This window comes from Vulcanococcus limneticus LL (assembly GCF_002252705.1).
Lineage (GTDB): Bacteria > Cyanobacteriota > Cyanobacteriia > PCC-6307 > Cyanobiaceae > Vulcanococcus > Vulcanococcus limneticus.
Genome location: NZ_NQLA01000020.1, coordinates 25,190 through 42,814 on the forward strand (window position 1 = coordinate 25,190; position 17,625 = coordinate 42,814).

The following is a 17,625-nucleotide window of genomic DNA, read 5'->3' on the forward strand; positions in this document are numbered from 1 at the left end:
ATCAGGCCCCCTGCCCCTGGCCGGCAGCCTGCCAGAAGGCCCCCAGGCCCGCCCGCAGCTCCGGCGTGTCGACGTTGAGGATCGCCAGCAGGGGCGCACCGCTCTCCAGGTCCGCCAGCAGCCCCTCCAGAAAACCGAGGTGATCCTCCGGGGCCCTGCTGCTGCGGTGCCGCGGCCGGGCTGCCTCGGCCACGAGGCGCTCCAGGTCCAGGCGCAGGTCCTGGGGGGCCGCGGGGGCCTGCAGGGCCAGGCAGCGGCCGAAGTTGCTCATCAACCGCAGGCTCACATCCGCCGGCAGGCGATCGAAGTCGAGGCGGGCCAGCAGGGCGTGGGCCCAGGGGCCGATGGCGGCCAGCGACTGCAGATCCTTCAGAAGCAGCGCCAGGTGCAGCAGGGCCGCCCGGCTGGAGATCAGCCGCTTGAGCCGGTTCTCGCGGTTGCGGCGGCGGCAGCGCAGCGTGGCCGGATCGGCCTCCAGTTCGGCCACGGCCCGCTCCAGGCCGCCCTGCAGCTCCCGGGCCAGGGCCTGGTCGCCGCTGGCGGCGGCGCGGTACGCCAGGCTCACGGCGGCATAGGCCCGGTGGTGGCGACGGAAGCCCTCGCCGGCGGCGATGCCCCGCAGCAGGGCCGCCGCGGTGGCCTCGTCCGTGGGGCGCGCGGCCCGGCGGAACAGCAGGGTTTCCATCGGGGCATGCCAGCGATAGCGACCCGTCAGTGTCTCGAGGGAGGCCAGGGCAGCGGCGGCATCGCCCTGCCCCAGGGCGGCGTGGGCCTCCGCCTCCATGGCCAGCACAATCCGGCGGGAGCGGACGCGCAGCCATAGCGGCCGGCCGCGGGCCTCAGCCACGCACCAGCCTCAACAGCTGCTGCCGCCGGCCCTTGAGCAGGGCCAGCAGTCCCACCGGCCAGGCATAGGCGCGGCGGATGGTGTGCCAGTAGAGGCGATGCCACCAGCGCACCGGGAAATCCCCTCGGCTCTCCTTGGGCAGCAGCTTCACCGGCAGCTCCATCACCACCACCTCCGGGATCATCAGGAAACGGCCCCAGAACTGGTGCCGGCGCAGGCGGATCAGCTCCTGGCGCACGCCCTCGGGGGGCCGAGGCAGGGAGTCGGGCACCAGACGCCAGACACCGGTCAGCGGGTCGTGGCTGTAGAGGCTGGCGGGGCTGCGATGACTCCAGGGGCAGGACGCCGCCATCACCCGGTTGGCCATCGAAGTGGCCCGCTTGAGGGCGTGGGAATGGCCTTCCTCCAACGGACCCGGGCGCACGTCGGCGCGGTGGGCCCGGCTGGCCCGGTACTCGATCGAATGGGCGATCACCCCCAGGGCCTGGGGCTGCAGCAGCCGGATCGCCACGCCGGCATGGCCCTGGATCCGGGCCTTGAGGTCCTTGTCGTCAAAGCCGTAGCCCCAGAGGTACTCGTTGAAACCCCCCACCTGCTCCAGCAGGGAGCGATCCACCAGGAACTGGCCCAGGCGGCCGTCCTCACCGCTGCCGAAGCAGCACACCACCCCGTCCACCGCCAGGGCATCCGCCGCGGGCAGGTCCTCGGGCCAACCATCGGCATCGAGCTTGAACAGGCAGTCGCCCCGGGCCTGCTGGAGCGCGAAGTTGTAGGCGCGGCAGAGGTTCCAGCGGCGCTCGCCCTCCACGCGCAGCAGCCGGATGCGCGGGTCATCGGGCAGGTCCGCCCGGCGCAGGGGATCGATGCTGCTCCAGTCCACGATCAGGTGTTCCTGGTGGTGGGGCCAGGCCGCCACCCGCGGCGCCGCCTCCAGCAGATGCTCGCGGCGGTTCATGCACACCGTCACGACGCTGGTGGATCTGGGCATGGAGAGCACGGCAGAACAGAACTGTAGAAAAGGCCCCAGGGGCCCAGAGGCCGCCGGCCTCAGTCCAGGGCGGCGAGGTCGCGCAGCATCGCCTCGGTGCGGCCCCGGTAGGTGTGGGCCGCAGCCCCAGCCAGTCGCTGCTGCTGGCTGGGGCCCTCCCCGGCCAGGGCCGCCGTGATCGCAGTGGCGAAGACCTGCGGGGTGGGGTCGCCCAGCAGGGCCAGATCGGCGAAGGGCTGCAGGGCATCGATGGCCGAGGCCACCACAGGCAGGCCCGCCGCCAGATACTCGAAGAACTTCATCGGGAACATCGCCTGGGTGTAGGCGTTGAAGCGCAGCGGCAACAGGCCCAGGTCGAAACCCTTCAGGTAGGCGGGCAGCTCGGCGTAGGCGCGCGGCCCCAGCAGGTGCACGTTGGCCAGGGCCGCCAGCGCCGCCACATCGGTGTCGGGATCGCCTTCCCCCACCGGACCGATCAGCACCAGCGACCAGCTGGGATGGGTCCGGGCCAGCTGCTCCAGCAGCGCCAGATCGAGCTTGTAGGCGCTGATCGCCCCCACGAAGCCCAGCCGCGGCGCCGGGATCGCCGCCAGGTCGGCCGGCAGGGGCAGGGCCGGATCCAGGGCCCGGGCGAAGTGGGCGCCATCCGCCACGTTGGGATAGAAGCGCGTAAGCGGATTCAGCGGCGCCAGCCGACGCTGCAGATCCGGCGAAGTCACGAACACCGCATCGGCCCGCCGGCAGAGGCGCTGCTCCCACTGCTCGATCGCGGCGGCCGGCATCCCCGGCTGGGCCTGGATCGCATCGACGCAGTGGTAGATCAGACGCCGCCAGGGCCGCGGCTTGAGCACCGCCAGGGTCATGGGGTTGTAGGTCCACAGCCAGTCGGCCCGCAGACCCAGGACCCGTCGCCACAGGCCCAGCCCCAGGGCCAACATCAGCCGGTTGAAGCGCAACGCCAGCCCGGCCTGGGCCCCGGGGAGCACCAGCGGCGACCACACCCACAGGCCGGGCCGCACCTGGCGGGGCGGCAGCAGGCCATGGCGCAGGCGCCGCCAGATCCGACCCCGATCCGAGCCGGCCTTGGCCGCCGACGGCCCCCGGGGTCCCTGGCGCGGCGGCCGCAGCCCCAGCGACTCCACATAGAGCACCCGGTGCCCCAGCTCCGCCAGGCTGCAGGCCACGTGCTGCTTGTTGGTCCAGAGCGGATGGTCCCAATCCGCCGTGGCCAGCAAGGTGATGTCGGCCATGGCGCTCAGCCCTCCTGCAGGGCCACCAGCTCCCGGAAGGTGTCGGAGCGCTCCTGCAGCAGCCGGTAATCACCGGAGGCCTTGATGCGACCCCGCTCGAATTCGAAGATGCGATCGCAGTAGCGGATCGTCGAGAGCCGGTGGGCGATCACCACCGTGGTGCAACGGCGGCCCACCAGCTCCAGGGCCTCGAGCACGTCGTTCTCGGTCTTGTTGTCGAGAGCGCTGGTGGCCTCATCGAGAATCAGCACTTTGGCCTGCTTGTAGAACGCCCTGGCCAGGGCCAGGCGCTGGCGCTGGCCACCGGAGAGACGCATCCCGTCTTCCCCCACCACGGTGTAGAAGCCGTAGGGCAATTCGCTCACGAACTCATCGAGCTGGGCCATCTCCAGGGCCTCCCAGACGGCGTCATCGTCGATGACCTCGTCATCAGCACCGAAGGCCACATTGGCGCGCACGCTGGCATCGAGCAGCACGATGTTCTGGGGCACGATCGCGCAGCAGGCCTGCCAGGCCGGCAACTCTGAGGCCGTCACGGGAATACCGTCGAGGAGCAGCTGGCCCTGCTGGGGCTGCAGCAGCCCCAGCAGCAGGTGGGCCGCGGTCGACTTGCCGCCACCGGTCTGCCCCACCAGCGCCACCCGCGAGCCCACGGGCACGGTGAGATTCACCCCCTGGATCACCCAGTCCTTCGACTGGGGATAGCGGTACCAGGCGTTCTCCAGCCGGATCGACGTGCGCGGCATCACCCCACTGGGCGTGGGCGTGGCAGCGGCCCCCAGCAGCAGGCGCTTGGGCTTGAGCTGCAGCAGCTGCAGGGCATCGCTGATGTCCGGCAGACCACCGCGCAGCTTGTTGATCGAGCGGAAGATGGCTTGGATCGGCGCCGAGAGCCGCAGCCCGGCGAACATGATCGCCGCCAGGGTCGGCACCGCGTCCTGGATCATCCGCGAGGCATCACGGTGCAGGAGAGCCGGCAGCAGGCCCACCAAGAACAGCACGGTGATACCTGCAGGTTCAATCACATAACGGGGAACATCGGGCAACAACTTGGAGATGCGGTCAAACTTCTTGCCGCGGGTGCCGATGGCTTCGAACTGGCGCAGGTAGTGACGCTCAGCCCCATAAAGCTGCACATCGCGAATCGACCGAGTAGACTCCAGAAGCAATGAATTGACCCTTAACGAAAACACCAACTTCTGCTTGGTGGCAAAGCGCAGGGGCGGCGTGATCAGCAGCGAAGAGAGCGCATAGGCAGCGAACAGAAACACAAAGATCAGCAGAGCCCTCCAACCGAAGGCCACCACGATGCCAACCGTCAGCACTGTCACCGAGAGCAGGTTGGACACCACCGTGAGCATCGGCAACACGATGTCATCGGAGATGCGGCTGAGGATCCGGTTCAACCGGGCCAGCATGTGGGCCGTGTTCTGCGTCTGGAAATACTCGAAGGGCTGCAGCAGCACGTTGGCATAGATTCGCTCACCGTAATCGGCCCAGATCTGGGCACTGAGCAGGCTCTGGATCAGCGCGGCGCCATACTTGAGCGCCATGGTGATCCACACCAGGGCGATCAGCAGCCCGGCGATCCACAGGCCCTGGTCGGCCTTGCCGCCACCGAACACAAATATGCTGGGGATCTTGTCCGCCAGCCGGGAGCCGCTCATGGCCCCCACCAACCGGGCGAGCAGGCCCACGAACACCAGATCAAACAGCCCCACCAGCAGCGACACCCCCAGCAGCACAGCCAGGCCCCGCAGGCGCTGGCGGGGCAGGTAGGCGAGCAGCTGGGAGAGCTGGGAGAGGGTCTGGCTGTTGAGCAGCTTGGCCGGGCGGCGTACTGACTTGCGACCCGGCACCGTCTGCTCCACCACGATCAAACCCACCAGAGGGGGCCAGGCCCGGCGTCAACCTACCCAGCCAACGCCACAACCCCAGTCAGGCCGTGGCCAGCCCAGCAACCGATCGCCCCTGGCCCTCAGTAGCGCACCAGGCCAGGCCAGCGATCGGGAATGCAGAGAAACTCGTCGTCATAGCCGCAGCGAAACTCCCCGGAGGGAAGAATCCGACCCAGCAGCCAATAGAGCAGGGTGACGGCCAGGGCCGGCAGCAGCAGGCGCTCGGCGCGGTAATGGCGTAGCCAGGCCAGGAAGCTGATCAGCAGGAACAGCCCCACCCCATCGGCCAGCCGGAAGGTGATCTGGGGCCACCATTCCCACTCCACCGAGGCCTGCAGTGCCAGGTAGAGCAGGGCGAAGAGCCCCAGCACCCGGCTCCGCGGGCAGCTCAACAGCTCGCGGAGCCCCAGCCCCCGCTGCCGGCAGGCGAGCACCACAGCCAGGGCCATGGCCCCCTGCAGCAGCAGCACCTCGCGCCGCACGGCGTAGTGACTGAAGAAGCTCATCTGGCTGGCGTAGGTGTTGAGCTTCTGCAGCGCCACCGGCCCCAGCAGCACCAGTGCAGGCACGGCGGCCAGGGCCGCCAGCACCAGCCAGGCCCAGCGACGGCGCGGACCTGCAGCAGCGCGGGCCTGGCCGTTGGCGCTGACCAGACCCGGCAGCAGGGCAAACAGGAGGTTGACGGGGAAGGTGGTGTGGCTCAGCGCCGACCAGGCCGTGGCGCCCCCCACCAGCCCCCAGGGGACCCGCACCAGCCGCGCCGCCCGCAGCATCAGGGGCAGCAGCAGCAACACCGCCAGGGCCTGACGGCTCTGGCCGTTCTGGAGAAAGCCCCGCAGCATCGGACTGGCCGTGAGAAACAGGCACCACCAGCCGGCCCAGGCCGGCAGTTGCCAGTGGCGCGCCAGCAGGATCGCCGCCAGCCCGTAGCCGGCCGCGACCAGGCCATGCACCGCCGCCATCCGGTAGGGCAGCTGGGAAATCAGCGGACCCACCAGGTGCCAGAAGGGCTCGCCATCGGTGCCCCGGCCCGGGGCCACCGCCAGCCAGACGCTCAGCTTGGTGACATCGCTGGTGCCCCAGCTGCCCAGGCCAAAGAACAGGGCTGTGACCACCAGCAGAGCCGCGGCCGCCAGCCACCACCGGAGCCAGGCCCGCCGGCTGCCAGTCCAGGAGAGGGCACCTGCCAGCAGCACCTGCAGGCCGAACAGGGCGGCCATCAGCCCCGGGGCCGCCATCACCTGATCCACCCGGAAGGGCGCCTGGCCGGGGAGCAGGGCGAGCAGCATCAACCGGTCCCGCCAGGGACGTGTCGGCTCAAGAGGCGGAGCCCCCGCTCCAGCCGCTGGCCCCAGCGCAGGCGCCAGGTCGCCGGAGCCTGCAGAGGCGGAGCGCCCGCTGCCAGCCGATCCCAGTGGCCATCGATCGCCGCCAGGGCCGCGCTCCAGCGCTCCAGCAGGGCCCGCTCGCTGCAACCCTCCAGCAGGACCGCCAGGGCCTGGGGATCGGCACACCAGGCCTCAGGATCCGCCAGGGCAGCAGCGATGCGCTCCAGGTCGGCCTCCAGGCTGCCGGCGCCAATCTGGTGGCCCAGTACGCCGGGATCCAGGGTGTCGGCCAGGGCGTGGTTGAGGCTGCTGAACACGACGCAGCCGCAGGCCAGGGCCTCCAGGGGCGGCAGGCCGAAGCCCTCGCTCACGCCACGGCCGCGCCAGTAGTCAGCCGAGTCGTAGAGCACCACCGTGGCGCTGTTGAACAGGTCCACGAGATCCTCCACCCAGCCGCTCTGCACCTCCACCCGCAGGCCCCTGGCCCGCAGCGCGGGCACAAGCTGGTGGAGTACGTAGGCACTGCTCTTACGCCGCTGCACCAGCACGTCGATGGGTCGACGGGTGCCCGGCGCCGCCACCGCGCCATGGCCCGGCCTGGCGCCCCGCTCCAGCCACATCGGCTCCAGGGCGTTGGGCACCAGAGCCAGCGGGCTGCGGGGGCTGCGGTCGCCCCAGTAGCCCAGGGTGTTGCGGCTCACCGCCAGCACTGGGGTACCCGGGGGCAGATCGAAGCCGTAGCCGCTGCTGTGGGCGTGGTACGCCACCGGCCGACCCCGTAGGCGCCGCAGCAGCCTGGGCACGTCGAAGCCCCAGCTCACGATCCACAGAACCTCGCCCGGAGCAGGCTCCGTCCGCAGCAGGTCGTCGAGGAAGGGGTGATCCGGCTCGCGCTGCCGGTAGGTCACCACCTCGGTGGGTCGCAGCTGGGCCGTCAGCCGCGCCGTCTGGAGCTCCACCAGCAAGCCACCGCCGCGGAAGCGAGTCGTGGTGCCGGGTAAGAGAAAACGCAGGGGGCGGGGCGTAGGGGAGCCCAAGCGGATCAGGTCAGCCAACGGCGACTCTGCCGCAGCCGGCCCCAGGGCACCGGCCCCAGCCGCGCTCAGGCCGCCACCGCCTCAGTGCTGCCAGCCCGCTGGCGGCGGGTGAGGAAGCCGAAAAGCACCTTGCCGATGGCGGCCACCAGGTTGCCCTCCAGCTCCTGGAACATCTTCATGTTCAGGTGGAAGGCGTGGTTGGCCTCCTCCACGATGCGATCGGCCATGGCCTGATCGATCGGCAGGTTATCGAGGGTAGTGCGGTAGTTGGCCTTGAAGCCCTTCTCGTCGGGGATGGCCTCGAACTCGTAGAAGCGCAGCCCGTCGTGCTCGCCCAGGTTCATCGCCTTCTGGGCGATGTTCTTGAGGATCTGGCCGCCAGAGAGATCACCGATGTAGCGGGTGTAGTGGTGGCCCACCAGCAGCTCGGGGGCCTCCTGGGCGATCTGGTGGATGCGGGCCACATACTCCTGGGCCGCCGCCGTGGCCTTGACGCTGCTGCGCCAGTCGGAACCGAAGTAGTAGGCCAGGTCCTGCTCCAGGGTCTCGCGGCGGTTCAGCTCAGGGAAGCCCACCGGACCCACCACCGGGTGGCCGGCGGCCCGCAGCTTGCCGATCTCCTCCTCCATGGCCGAGTACACGAAGTAGAGGTCGGCCACGAGCCTGCGATAGCTCGCCTTGTCGACCACGCCCTTGAGGAAACAGCTCACGAAGCCAGTGTTCTCCGCCATCGTGTGGGACTTCTTGGTCCCTTCACGCAGCTGGGTAGCAAGGGCGACGGCCATGGTCTGCAGGGGGCGTTGGGAAACGCTGTTCGGTCGGTCGAAACAAGGTAGGCGGCGCGTTCGCGGCGGCGGCGCCAAGGTTGCGAAGGGTTACGCGGCCCTGGCCTCGAGCCCGCCGCTGCCGTCGAACAGGTCGAACAGCTCGCGGCAGAACTGCTGCAGGGCTGCCACCACCGCCGGCTGGGGCAGGTGGGAGCCGGAAGGCTGCCAGTCGCCCAGGGTGGCCAGCCGCCAGCGCTCCGACTCATACGTGAGCCCGCGGATCAGCACCCCGAGCAGGCGAGGCCGTCCGACCGGCAGCCGATCAGCCCCCGGCGCCCGCTCCAGCCGTAGCTGCACCAGAAACGAGCGGCACTGGGTACGCGGACTCCAGCCCGGGAAGTGAAAGGAGAGGTCGAGGCTCTCCTGTTCTGCGAAGGCCCGGGTGAGCGGATCGTCCCGCCAGGGGGTGAGGTTGGCGCGGGCGTCGGGGAAGTGGGCCCGGAGCAGCCGCACCACCGAGGCGATGGCCTGGGCCAGCTCCAGCGATCGGGCCTGATCCGCGGCGTTCATTCCCCCATCCTGCAGGAGCCGGGCGGCATGCGCAGCCCAAGTGGGCGGCCGCCGACACAGCAGGGCGGCCCGCCGGGTCCACCCCCAGCACACCGGCGCCACTCCCGCTGATTTCCACAAACCGTTCGGCCCAGGCCCGACGCATAGGCTCGGCTGAACCCCCAACGCCCCGGTCGACGCCCGCGATGGCCAGCACCCCCACCGCCAACTACGAGAAGCTCACCGCCCCCAGCAGCGGCACCGCGATCCGCTTCGAGAACGGCCAGCCGGTGGTGCCCAGCGACCCGATCATCCCCTTCATCCGCGGCGATGGCACCGGCGTGGACATCTGGCCCGCCACCCAGCGGGTGCTGGATGCGGCGGTGGCCAAGGCCTATGGCGGCGAGCGCCGCATCGAGTGGTTCAAGGTGTATGCCGGCGATGAGGCCTGTGACCTCTACGGCACCTACCAATACCTGCCTGAGGACACCCTCACGGCCATCCGCACCTACGGCGTGGCGATCAAGGGCCCGCTCACCACGCCGGTCGGGGGTGGCATCCGCTCGCTGAATGTGGCCCTCCGCCAGATCTTCGATCTGTACTGCTGCGTGCGTCCCTGCCGCTATTACGAGGGCACCCCCAGCCCCCACAAGCGGCCCCAGGATCTCGATGTGATCGTGTATCGCGAGAACACAGAGGACATCTACATGGGGATCGAATGGGCAGCCGACGATCCGGTCTGTCTCGAGTTGATCCAGCACCTCAACGACGTGGTGATCCCGGCCAACGGCAAGCTGGGCAACCGTCGCATCCCTGATGGCTCCGGCATCGGCATCAAGCCGGTGAGCAAGCACGGCAGCCAGCGCCACATCCGCAAGGCCATCCAGCACGCCCTGCGCCTCGAGGGCAGCAAGCGCCACGTGACGCTGGTGCACAAGGGCAACATCATGAAGTTCACCGAGGGCGCCTTCCGCGACTGGGGCTATGAACTCGCCACCACGGAATTCCGCGACGTGTGCGTGACTGAGCGGGAAAGCTGGATCCTCGACAACCTGGAGCGGGACCACTCCCTCAGCACCGAGGACAACGCGCGCCTGATCGAGCCTGGGTACGACAGCCTGACCCCCGAGAAGAAGGAGGCGATCTGCGCCGAGGTGAAGGGGGTGCTCGACAGCATCGGCGAGAGCCACGGTTACGGCAAGTGGAAGAGCATGGTGCTGGTCGATGACCGCATCGCCGACAGCATCTTTCAGCAGATCCAGACCCGCCCCCAGGAGTATTCGGTGCTGGCCACCCTCAATCTCAACGGCGACTATGTGAGTGATGCAGCGGCGGCGGTCGTGGGCGGCCTGGGCATGGCGCCGGGGGCCAACATCGGCGACAACGCGGCCATCTTCGAGGCAACCCACGGCACCGCCCCGAAACATGCCGGCCTCGACCGCATCAACCCCGGCTCGGTCATCCTCTCCGGCGTGATGATGCTCGAATATCTGGGTTGGCAGGAAGCGGCCGACCTGATCACCCAGGGGCTCAGCGCCGCCATTGCCAACCGGGAGGTCACCTATGACCTGGCCCGTCTGATGGAGCCGCGGGTGGAGCCGGTGAGCTGCAGCGGCTTCGCCGAGGCGGTGGTGCGCCACTTCGGGGGCTGATGGAGCGAGCCGGCTCCACCAGCGCAGTGGCGGCGACGGCCGACCTCGCCGCCGGCGCCAGCGGCGGGTCGCCGCTGGATCCCTGTGTGCACTGCGGCTTCTGCCTGCCCACCTGCGCCAGTTATCGGGTGCTGGGCACGGAGATGGACTCGCCCCGGGGCCGCATCCACGCCCTCAAGGCGATCGCGGCCGGCGAGCTGGAGCTGGATGCCACCGTGGCCAGCCATTTCGACTCCTGCCTGGGCTGCCTGGCCTGCGTGACGGCCTGCCCCTCGGGCGTGCGCTACGACCAGCTGATCGATGCCACCCGCCCCCAGCTGAACGCACCGGAGCTGCGCAGCCCGGCGCAGCGGGCCTTCCGTCGTCTGCTCTTCTCGCTGCTGCCCTACCCGGAGAGGTTGCGGGCGCTGCTGGCGCCCCTGCGTGCCTACGCCGGCACGCCCCTGCAGGCCCTGGCCCGCCGCAGCGGGCTCACCCGCCTGCTCGGCCCCCAGCTGGAGGCGATGGAGCGGCTGCTGCCGCCCCTGGCCCCCGAGGCCTTCCGCGACGGCTTCCCCGTGGTGGTGCCCGCCCAGGGTGAACGCCGGGCCCGGGTGGGCCTGGTGCTGGGCTGCGTGCAGCGGCTGTTCGACCCCGAAGTGAACGCCGCGGCGGTGCGGGTGCTGAGCGCCAACGGCATCGAGGTGGTGATCCCAGCGCAGCAGGGCTGCTGTGGCGCCGTGACCCACCACCAGGGCGAGCTGGAGCAGACCCGCGAGCTGGCCGGCGCCCTGATCGAGAGCTTCGAGGCCGTGCTCGGCCCCGGCAAACCGGCGGGCCCCGAACCCCTGGAGGCCGTGCTGGTGGCGGCCTCCGGCTGCGGCCACACCCTCAAGCAGCTGGACGCGATCCTGGCCGCCGAGCCCGCCTGGGCCGCCCGCGGCTCCGCCTTCGCCGGCCAGGTGGCCGACATCCAGGAATTCCTGGCTCGCCTGGGCCTGAGCGAGGCCTTCGAGGCCGGTCTGCGGCCCCTGCCGCACCCTGACGGCACAGTGGCCACGGCGGAGCGGCCCCTGCGGCTTGCGTACCACGACGCCTGCCACATGCTGCACGGCCAGGGGATCCGCGACCAGCCCCGGGAGCTACTGCGCCGAATTCCCCACGTGCAGCTGCGCGAGGCGGTGGAGGCGGGTGTCTGCTGCGGCAGCGCCGGCATCTACAACCTGGTGCAGCCGGAGGAGGCCGCCGAGCTGGGCCGCCTCAAGGCCGCGGACCTTGCCGGCAGCGGCGCGGACCTGGCCGTGAGCGCCAACATCGGCTGCACCCTGCAGATCCGCCGCCACCTGGAGGAAAGTCCACGGCCCCTGCCGGTGCTGCACCCGATCCAGCTGCTCGATCGCAGCTTCCGCGGCGCGCCCCTCAGCCCGCCACCGCCAGCGACTGGGTGAGCCGCCCGTCGAACGCCCCGCCGGTGAAGGCCTCGCGGGTCGTGACCGGCCCCTTGCCCGGCAGCCGCGGGAACACCAGCTCGGCGAAGCGGATCGCCTCCTCCAGGTGGGGGTAGCCCGAGAGCACGAAGGTCTCCACCCCCAGATCGGCGTACTCCTGCAGCCGGGCGGCGATCTCCTCGGGATCGCCCACCAGGGCGGTGCCGGCGCCGCCCCGCACCAGGCCCACACCCGCCCAGAGATTGGGACCCACCACCAGCCGATCACGGCGGCCGCCATGGAGGGCCGCCATGCGGCGCTGACCCTCGGAGTCCATGCGGGCGTAGTAGTCCTGGGCGCGATCGATAGCGTCGTCGTCGAGGCGACTGATCAGGCGATCGGCAGCCGCCCAGGCCTCCGCACTCGTCTCGCGCACGATCACGTGCAGGCGAATCCCGAAGCGCACGCTGCGGCCATGCTCCGCCGCCCTGCGGCGCACATCGGCAAACTTTTCGGCCAGCTGCTCCAGGGGCTCACCCCAGCTGAGGTAAGCATCCACGTGCTTGGCCGCCAGGGCGTGGGCGGCGGGCGACGAGCCGCCGAAGTAGAGCGGCGGATGGGGCCGCGACACGGGCGGGAACAGGTTGCGGGCGCCTTCCACCTGCACGTGGCGGCCGTGGAAGTCCACCTGGCGGCCCGCCAGCAGATCGCGCCATACGGTCAGGAACTCGTCGGCGGCGGCATAGCGCTCGTCGTGGTCGAGGAACACGCCATCGGCAGCCAGCTCATGGGCATCACCGCCGGGCACCACGTTGAGCAACAGGCGCCCACCGAGGGCCTGGTCCAGGGTGGCGGCCTGGCGCGCCGAGGCGGTGGGACCGCTCAGGGAGGTGCGCAGGGCCACCAGCAGCTTCAGCCGCTGGGTCACGGCCACCAGGCTGGCGGCCGTGACCCAGGGATCGAGGCAGCTGCTGCCGGTGGGGATCAGAAGCCCGTCATAGCCGAGGTGCTCGGCCGCCACGGCGATCTGGCGCAGGTAGGCGCTGGTGGGCGGACGGCCGGAATCGGAGCGGCCCAGGTAGCGCGTATCCCCCGAGGTGGGCAGGAACCAGAAGACGTCAGGGGCCATGGGCGAACGGGCAAGAACGGCAGGGCAGGACCCGCAGGGAAACGAGCACGGCGCCTCGCGATCAACCCTATGGAGCGCTCCGGTGCGGCAGACGCCGCGCCGGCACAGGCTTCCGTGCCCACAGACACGCCGGCATCGCGAAGGCGTTGTATCGCAGTGCCGCAACCTGCCCTGGTCTATCGGCGCCGGCGTCGCCAGGCTGGAACCCCAGCCAATCCCGCGGAAGGATCGGCCATGCAGGTCGCCCGCAACCTGGGAGGCACCGACCGCCTCCTGCGCACCTCCACCGCCGCCCCGCTCAAGCTCTCGACCCGGCGCTGAGCCGCCATGGAGCCATCAGCCAGCCGCTGGTCCCCCAGCCCCGGTCTCCATCCAGCGCCAGGCCAGCGCCAGGCTGCCGGCATCGCCGAGGTTGCCCGGGAAGGTGAGGATCGGCAGCCCCTCCACGCCGGGGATGCCGCCCTCCTGCGCCGGCCGCACCAGCGACAGCCCCACCAGCAGCTGGCCCTCCAGCTGCAGCGCCTCCAGCTCCAGACCGTCGGCCAGCAGGGTCTGGCTGGTGGTGCCGCCCTTGCTGATCAGGTAGCCCAGCCGGGGCGCCAGGGCGGCGCCGATCCGCGCCATCAGCCCCGCCAGCGCCTGCCCCAGGGCCCGGCCCTCGGCGGCGCTGCGACTGGGCCGTTCGCCGCGGCTGGTGAACAGCACCGGCGTGCGTCCCGCCGCCAGGTGGGTCTTCAGCTGCTCCAGCCAGGCCGCCTCCAAGGATGTGAGTAGCCGATCGGGCAGGGGCCCCTCCACCAGCCGCTGCACCTTGGCCACGTCGATCTCCACCCCGCCACAGCCCGGTTCCGCCAGCAGCCCCTCCAGCTGGACATCGGCCAGGGGCACGTGGGAGCCCACCAGCACCAGCCCCGGCAGTGGCTGGCCAGCGGCATCCCGGCGCCGCAGGGCCGCCAGGCCGGCGGCATCGAGAGGTTGGGGGGGCAGATCGGCCAGGCCGTTGAGCAGGCTTGCGGCCGATTGGAACAGGAACCGCCGCGGCCGGCCCCCACCCCGGCTCCCTGAGGGAGCCGTGAGCTCCCGCACCGCGGCCCCCAGGGCCGCCAGCTGCTGCGGCCGCTCCCCATCCACCGCCACGCAGCGATTCCCCTGCAACCCCGCCAGCCGTTCCCCTAACCGCCGATAGCCAGCGCCGCCGGCCGCCCGATCCGCCGCCGCGGCCTCCAGCTCGGCCCGGTCGATCCGCTGCACCGCAGCCGCCGGGATCCGGCCACCGCTCTTCTCCTCAACCCAGGCCGGCAGGAAGCTGGTGCCGTAGCCGAACAGGCGGTCGCGGGCGAAGGCCGTGGTGTGCACCGGCTCGCCGTGCAACAGGTGCATCCCATCCACGGTGGTACGACCGCCCGGCAGGAAGGCCGGCGCCAGCAAGGTGGCATCAAAGGGGCCGAGTTCCGCGGCGATCACCTCCACCTCCAGCGGAAAGTGGCTGCGCAGGGTGGAGTCGCCCCGGCTCACCACCAGCCAGTGGTCGAGTTCCCCTGCCGCCTGGGCCTCAGCCAGGGCCGGCCGCAGGACCCGGCAGATCGCGCGCACCCGCTCGGCCGCCGCGGCCGGCGCCAGGGCGCGGGTGTTGGCCAGCAGGAACAACAGCGGCGAGGGATGGGCCAGCCCCCGCCGCAGGCAGGCCTGATCCCAGCGCAGCAGCAGCGGGCAGCCGTGCAGCGTCTGGGAGCCGGTGGGGTCGTCGTCGAACACGACGATCTTGAGCCGTGGCTTGGGGTGCTGCGTTGGCATGGGGCCATGCTGCCCCGCCCCGGGGCTCAGCCCGGCAGGGGTTGCACCGGCCGGCCGGTGTAGGTGGTGGCCATGGCGGCGGCGCGGGAGAACAGGCGCACCGCCTGAAGGTGGCCGGTCTCACCGAGGCCGAACCAGTGCTCGGTGCCAGCGGGGATGCGCAGATGGTCGCCGGGGCCGAGGCTCAGGCGCAGCTGGCCCAGGCCCGGCAGGGCCAGGCCGAACACGCAGCTGCCGGCCACCACGTAGCGGCCCTCGTCGTCGTCATGGGTGTGGTAGCGGGCGAAGCGCGCCAGGTGCTCCTCACTGGCGGTCTGCCCACGCCGCAACTGCAGCAGATCGCGCCGGAGCAGCGGCTCCACCAGGCCCAGCTCGGCCAGCAGCGGATCGAGGGCCGCCAGCAGCCTTTCCTGCTCCCCCGCATCCAGGCCGGGCTGGCCGCGCAGGGCTTCCAGCTCGGCGGGCAGCGCAATCGGTGTGGTGCCGATGCGGATCCCCAGCCCCGCCAGGCTCGCCACCAGGACATCGGCCCCTGGGTGGCGCTGGGGGGAGCCGGCCAGGGCGAACTGCGGCATGCCTCAGGGCCTCCACACGGCATCAGCCACCTTGACCGGCCTGGGCAGCAGCTTCTCGCGGTAGAAGCCGTCGGCCACCTTCTGCTGGCCCGCGATCACCTGGGCATCGATCGGCTGGAGGCCGTGCTGGCGCCGCCGTTCCACCGCCTCCAGTACCTCCACCGGCAGGCCGTAGCGGGGCGAGAGCACCTCGGCCACGGCCCGGGGGTTGCGGCTGGCGAAACTGTTGGTGGCACCCACCACCTTGAGGAGGGCCGCCAGGGTGGGGGCGTTGGCGTTGGCAAAAGCCCGGGTGGCGAGGTAATAGCCGTTGTTGGGCTGAATGCCCTTGCCGTCGTAGAGCACCCGGGCACCACTGGCCTTCTCCGCCGCGGCCTGGAACGGATCCCAGGTGGACCAGGCCTCCACCTTGCCGGCGTCGAAGGCGGCCCGCCCCTCGGCCGGTGTGAGATATACGGGAGTGATGTCCGTCGGTTTGAGGCCGGCGCGGCGCAGGCCCTCGTTGACGATGTACTGGGAGTTGGTGGCCTTGGTGATCGCCACCCGCTTGCCCTTCAGGTCGGCAACGGTCTTCAGCCGCGAGCCCCGGGGCACGAGCACCGCCACGGCCGCGGGCCCGAGGCGCTCATTGGCCACGTAGACCACGGGCGTGCCGGCGGCCTGGGCAAAGATCGGCGGCGGTTCACCGGTGAAGGTGAAGTCGATCGAACCCACCGCCAGGGCCTCCATCAGCTGGGGCCCGGCCACGAACTCCTTCCATTCCACCGTCACGCCCCGCTGGGCCAGGGCCGGCTCGAGGGTCTTGCGGGCGTAGAGGTAATTGAGAACCGAGCCGAACTTGCTCACGCCGATGCGGATCACCTTGGCCGAGGCCGGCTTCTGGGCCAGGCCATCGGGCGCCGCCACACTGGATCCGGCCAGCCCCAGGCCCAGACCCAGGGCGGCAAAGCTGGCGGTCAAACCGAGCTGGAGCGGGCGGCTGGCCAGCACGTGCCAGGGACGGGAGCGGCGGAAGAGATAGCGGCGCTGCTGGGTCATGGGCATCGGGATCATCGCCGCGATACTGAGGGGATCGCCGGCGCCAACAGGTGCCGGCCACCACAACCCCTGGTGCCGACAGCCATCGCACACACCCGTGGCGCCGGCATGGCACCATCAGCCCGTGATCGCCCCCGAGCCCCACGCGCTGCCGGACCTGGTGCGGGAGCTCCACCGCCAGGCCGCCCCCTGGCTGCCCGCCGGCCAGGCCACCCGCCTGCGCTGGGGTCCGCCAGTGCAGCCGGGCGTGGGCCAGGAGCGCCCCACCGTGGTGAGCACCGCTCGCCTGAACCGGATCCTGGAGCACGCCGCCGGCGACTTCACCGTGACCGTGGAGGCCGGCCTGCCGCTGCAGCACCTGCAGGAGGCCCTGGTGGAGCAGCGCCAGTGGCTGGCCCTGGACTGGCCCTGGGGCAGCGGTGCCGACGGCGAGGGCGCCGGCACCGTGGGGGGCCTGGTGGCGCGGGGTATGGCCGGCGGCCTGCGCCAGCGCCACCTGGGCGTGCGCGACCAGCTGATCGGCATCGGCCTGCTGCGGACCGATGGCACCGCGGCCCGGGCCGGCGGCAGGGTGGTGAAGAACGTGGCCGGCTACGACCTGATGCGGCTGCTCACCGGCAGCTGGGGCTCGCTGGCCCTGATCACCGAACTGACCCTGCGCACCGTGCCGCTGCCGCCCCAACGCCGCGGCCTGCTGCTGCAGGGGGAACCGCAGCAGCTGGAGCCGCTGCGCCGCCGCCTGCTGGGGGCCGCCCTCGGCCCGGAACTGCTCGACTGGTGGAGCGCGCCCCTCGCCGAAACCGCAGGCCAACCCCCCCTCCCGGGCCTGCTGCTGGGGCTCGCCAGCGTCAGCGGCGAGGCCATCGCCGACCAGCTGGCGGCCATCGGCAGCGAGGCCGATGCCGCCGGTGTGCGGCGCCTGGAACTGGACTCCGAACGGCTCGAGGCCCTGCGGGCCGTCGCCCTGGGCCCCGATCAGGGCTGTGGCCCCGCCGATGCCCCCTGGACTGGACGCTGGCTGCTGCGGCTGGGTGTCCTGCCCGCCGAGGCGGCGGCGTTGCTCGCCGATCCACTGCTGGCGGGCCTGCAGCTCAGCCTGGCGACCGGGAGCGGCCTGGGCCTGGCCTGGTCGGAGGCGAGCCAGCTGCCCGCCTACCAGGTGGAGGCGCTGCGCCGCCGCTGCCGGGCCCTGGGCGGCCAGCTCACGGTGCTGGAACAGCCCGCCGGCGCGGGCCTTCCAGCCTGGGAGGACGCCCCCTCACGCCCCCTGATCGAGGCCGTGAAGCGCCAGTTCGACCCGCTGCAGCAGCTGGCCCGGGGCCGTTTGCCCGGGGTGCACACACCGAGCGGGTTGAGCCGCTGAGCCC

16 protein-coding genes are annotated in these 17,625 nt (G+C 71.3%); 4 read left to right on the forward strand and 12 right to left on the reverse strand.

What is annotated here, in order from left to right; all coding sequences use genetic code 11:
- Position 1 precedes the first annotated feature (1 nt).
- The 8 genes from CJZ98_RS09710 to CJZ98_RS09745 form a co-directional block, all read right to left on the reverse strand.
- Complete coding sequence (locus tag CJZ98_RS09710; RefSeq protein ID WP_094590811.1) at positions 2 to 847, reverse strand: hypothetical protein; 846 nt, start codon at positions 845 to 847, stop codon at positions 2 to 4.
- A complete protein-coding gene (locus CJZ98_RS09715; RefSeq protein ID WP_094590813.1) occupies positions 840 to 1,835 on the reverse strand; it encodes a glycosyltransferase family 2 protein in 996 nt (331 codons plus the stop codon). The genes CJZ98_RS09710 and CJZ98_RS09715 overlap by 8 nt, the downstream gene beginning before the upstream one ends.
- A gap of 59 nt (positions 1,836 to 1,894) precedes the next feature.
- A complete protein-coding gene (locus CJZ98_RS09720) occupies positions 1,895 to 3,085 on the reverse strand; it encodes a glycosyltransferase (protein ID WP_094590815.1) in 1,191 nt (396 codons plus the stop codon).
- Between the two features lie 5 nt (positions 3,086 to 3,090).
- Positions 3,091 to 4,971, reverse strand: coding sequence for an ABC transporter ATP-binding protein (locus tag CJZ98_RS09725; protein WP_315855800.1), 1,881 nt, complete (start codon positions 4,969 to 4,971; stop codon positions 3,091 to 3,093).
- Positions 4,972 to 5,063: 92 nt separating this feature from the next.
- Positions 5,064 to 6,272: a hypothetical protein gene (locus CJZ98_RS09730; RefSeq protein WP_094590817.1), complete on the reverse strand. Its 1,209-nt coding sequence runs from the start codon at positions 6,270 to 6,272 to the stop codon at positions 5,064 to 5,066.
- Positions 6,272 to 7,366, reverse strand: a complete 1,095-nt coding sequence (locus CJZ98_RS09735) for a glycosyltransferase (protein WP_232756370.1) — start codon at positions 7,364 to 7,366, stop codon at positions 6,272 to 6,274. Before CJZ98_RS09735 ends, CJZ98_RS09730 begins: the two co-directional genes overlap by 1 nt.
- Before the next feature lie 47 nt (positions 7,367 to 7,413).
- Positions 7,414 to 8,133 (reverse strand): biliverdin-producing heme oxygenase, encoded by a 720-nt coding sequence (locus tag CJZ98_RS09740; protein ID WP_094590819.1) that lies wholly within the window; start codon positions 8,131 to 8,133, stop codon positions 7,414 to 7,416.
- A gap of 90 nt (positions 8,134 to 8,223) precedes the next feature.
- Positions 8,224 to 8,685 carry a hypothetical protein gene (locus CJZ98_RS09745; protein WP_094590820.1) on the reverse strand — a complete coding sequence of 154 codons (462 nt, stop codon included), beginning with the start codon at positions 8,683 to 8,685 and terminating at the stop codon, positions 8,224 to 8,226.
- Between the two features lie 185 nt (positions 8,686 to 8,870).
- Here CJZ98_RS09745 and CJZ98_RS09750 point away from each other — a divergent pair, with 185 nt between their 5' ends.
- Together CJZ98_RS09750 and CJZ98_RS09755 are read left to right on the forward strand one after the other, a co-directional pair.
- The gene (locus CJZ98_RS09750; protein ID WP_094590822.1) at positions 8,871 to 10,316 is read left to right on the forward strand and encodes an NADP-dependent isocitrate dehydrogenase; all 1,446 of its coding nucleotides are present in this window, start codon (positions 8,871 to 8,873) and stop codon (positions 10,314 to 10,316) included.
- A complete protein-coding gene (locus tag CJZ98_RS09755; protein WP_094590824.1) occupies positions 10,316 to 11,743 on the forward strand; it encodes a (Fe-S)-binding protein in 1,428 nt (475 codons plus the stop codon). The genes CJZ98_RS09750 and CJZ98_RS09755 overlap by 1 nt, the downstream gene beginning before the upstream one ends.
- Here the strand turns inward: CJZ98_RS09755 and ssuD are convergent.
- Complete coding sequence (gene ssuD / locus CJZ98_RS09760; protein ID WP_094590826.1) at positions 11,715 to 12,851, reverse strand: FMNH2-dependent alkanesulfonate monooxygenase; 1,137 nt, start codon at positions 12,849 to 12,851, stop codon at positions 11,715 to 11,717. The two genes, CJZ98_RS09755 and ssuD, sit on opposite strands and share 29 nt — an antisense overlap.
- Before the next feature lie 156 nt (positions 12,852 to 13,007).
- On the opposite strand from ssuD, the gene CJZ98_RS18805 reads away from it, so the two are divergent.
- A complete protein-coding gene (locus tag CJZ98_RS18805) occupies positions 13,008 to 13,172 on the forward strand; it encodes a hypothetical protein (RefSeq protein WP_198537654.1) in 165 nt (54 codons plus the stop codon).
- Positions 13,173 to 13,187: 15 nt separating this feature from the next.
- On the opposite strand, the gene CJZ98_RS09765 is transcribed toward CJZ98_RS18805, so the two are convergent.
- The 3 genes from CJZ98_RS09765 to CJZ98_RS09775 are packed head-to-tail and all read right to left on the reverse strand — an operon-like array spanning position 13,188 to position 16,258.
- Positions 13,188 to 14,645 (reverse strand): four-carbon acid sugar kinase family protein, encoded by a 1,458-nt coding sequence (locus tag CJZ98_RS09765; protein ID WP_094590827.1) that lies wholly within the window; start codon positions 14,643 to 14,645, stop codon positions 13,188 to 13,190.
- A gap of 26 nt (positions 14,646 to 14,671) precedes the next feature.
- Positions 14,672 to 15,220, reverse strand: a complete 549-nt coding sequence (locus CJZ98_RS09770) for a 1,2-dihydroxy-3-keto-5-methylthiopentene dioxygenase (RefSeq protein WP_094590829.1) — start codon at positions 15,218 to 15,220, stop codon at positions 14,672 to 14,674.
- A 3-nt stretch (positions 15,221 to 15,223) separates the two neighbouring features.
- Entirely contained in the window at positions 15,224 to 16,258 is a 1,035-nt protein-coding gene (locus tag CJZ98_RS09775) for an aliphatic sulfonate ABC transporter substrate-binding protein (RefSeq protein ID WP_157910945.1), read from the reverse strand.
- 124 nt (positions 16,259 to 16,382) lie between these two features.
- On the opposite strand from CJZ98_RS09775, the gene CJZ98_RS09780 reads away from it, so the two are divergent.
- Positions 16,383 to 17,621, forward strand: a complete 1,239-nt coding sequence (locus CJZ98_RS09780) for an FAD-binding oxidoreductase (protein WP_094590833.1) — start codon at positions 16,383 to 16,385, stop codon at positions 17,619 to 17,621.
- The last annotated feature ends 4 nt before the right edge of the window (positions 17,622 to 17,625 follow it).

Excerpts from the sequence above, each read along its gene's own strand:
- CJZ98_RS09715 (WP_094590813.1), bottom strand. The coding sequence starts at position 1,835 with ATGCCCAGATCCACCAGCGTCGTGACGGTGTGCATGAACCGCCGCGAG.
- CJZ98_RS09720 (WP_094590815.1), bottom strand. The coding sequence starts at position 3,085 with ATGGCCGACATCACCTTGCTGGCCACGGCGGATTGGGACCATCCGCTC.
- CJZ98_RS09730 (WP_094590817.1), bottom strand. The coding sequence starts at position 6,272 with ATGCTGCTCGCCCTGCTCCCCGGCCAGGCGCCCTTCCGGGTGGATCAG.
- CJZ98_RS09740 (WP_094590819.1), bottom strand. The coding sequence starts at position 8,133 with ATGGCCGTCGCCCTTGCTACCCAGCTGCGTGAAGGGACCAAGAAGTCC.
- CJZ98_RS09745 (WP_094590820.1), bottom strand. The coding sequence starts at position 8,685 with ATGAACGCCGCGGATCAGGCCCGATCGCTGGAGCTGGCCCAGGCCATC.
- CJZ98_RS09750 (WP_094590822.1), top strand. The coding sequence starts at position 8,871 with ATGGCCAGCACCCCCACCGCCAACTACGAGAAGCTCACCGCCCCCAGC.
- CJZ98_RS09755 (WP_094590824.1), top strand. The coding sequence starts at position 10,316 with ATGGAGCGAGCCGGCTCCACCAGCGCAGTGGCGGCGACGGCCGACCTC.
- ssuD (WP_094590826.1), bottom strand. The coding sequence starts at position 12,851 with ATGGCCCCTGACGTCTTCTGGTTCCTGCCCACCTCGGGGGATACGCGC.
- CJZ98_RS09765 (WP_094590827.1), bottom strand. The coding sequence starts at position 14,645 with ATGCCAACGCAGCACCCCAAGCCACGGCTCAAGATCGTCGTGTTCGAC.
- CJZ98_RS09770 (WP_094590829.1), bottom strand. The coding sequence starts at position 15,220 with ATGCCGCAGTTCGCCCTGGCCGGCTCCCCCCAGCGCCACCCAGGGGCC.
- CJZ98_RS09775 (WP_157910945.1), bottom strand. The coding sequence starts at position 16,258 with ATGACCCAGCAGCGCCGCTATCTCTTCCGCCGCTCCCGTCCCTGGCAC.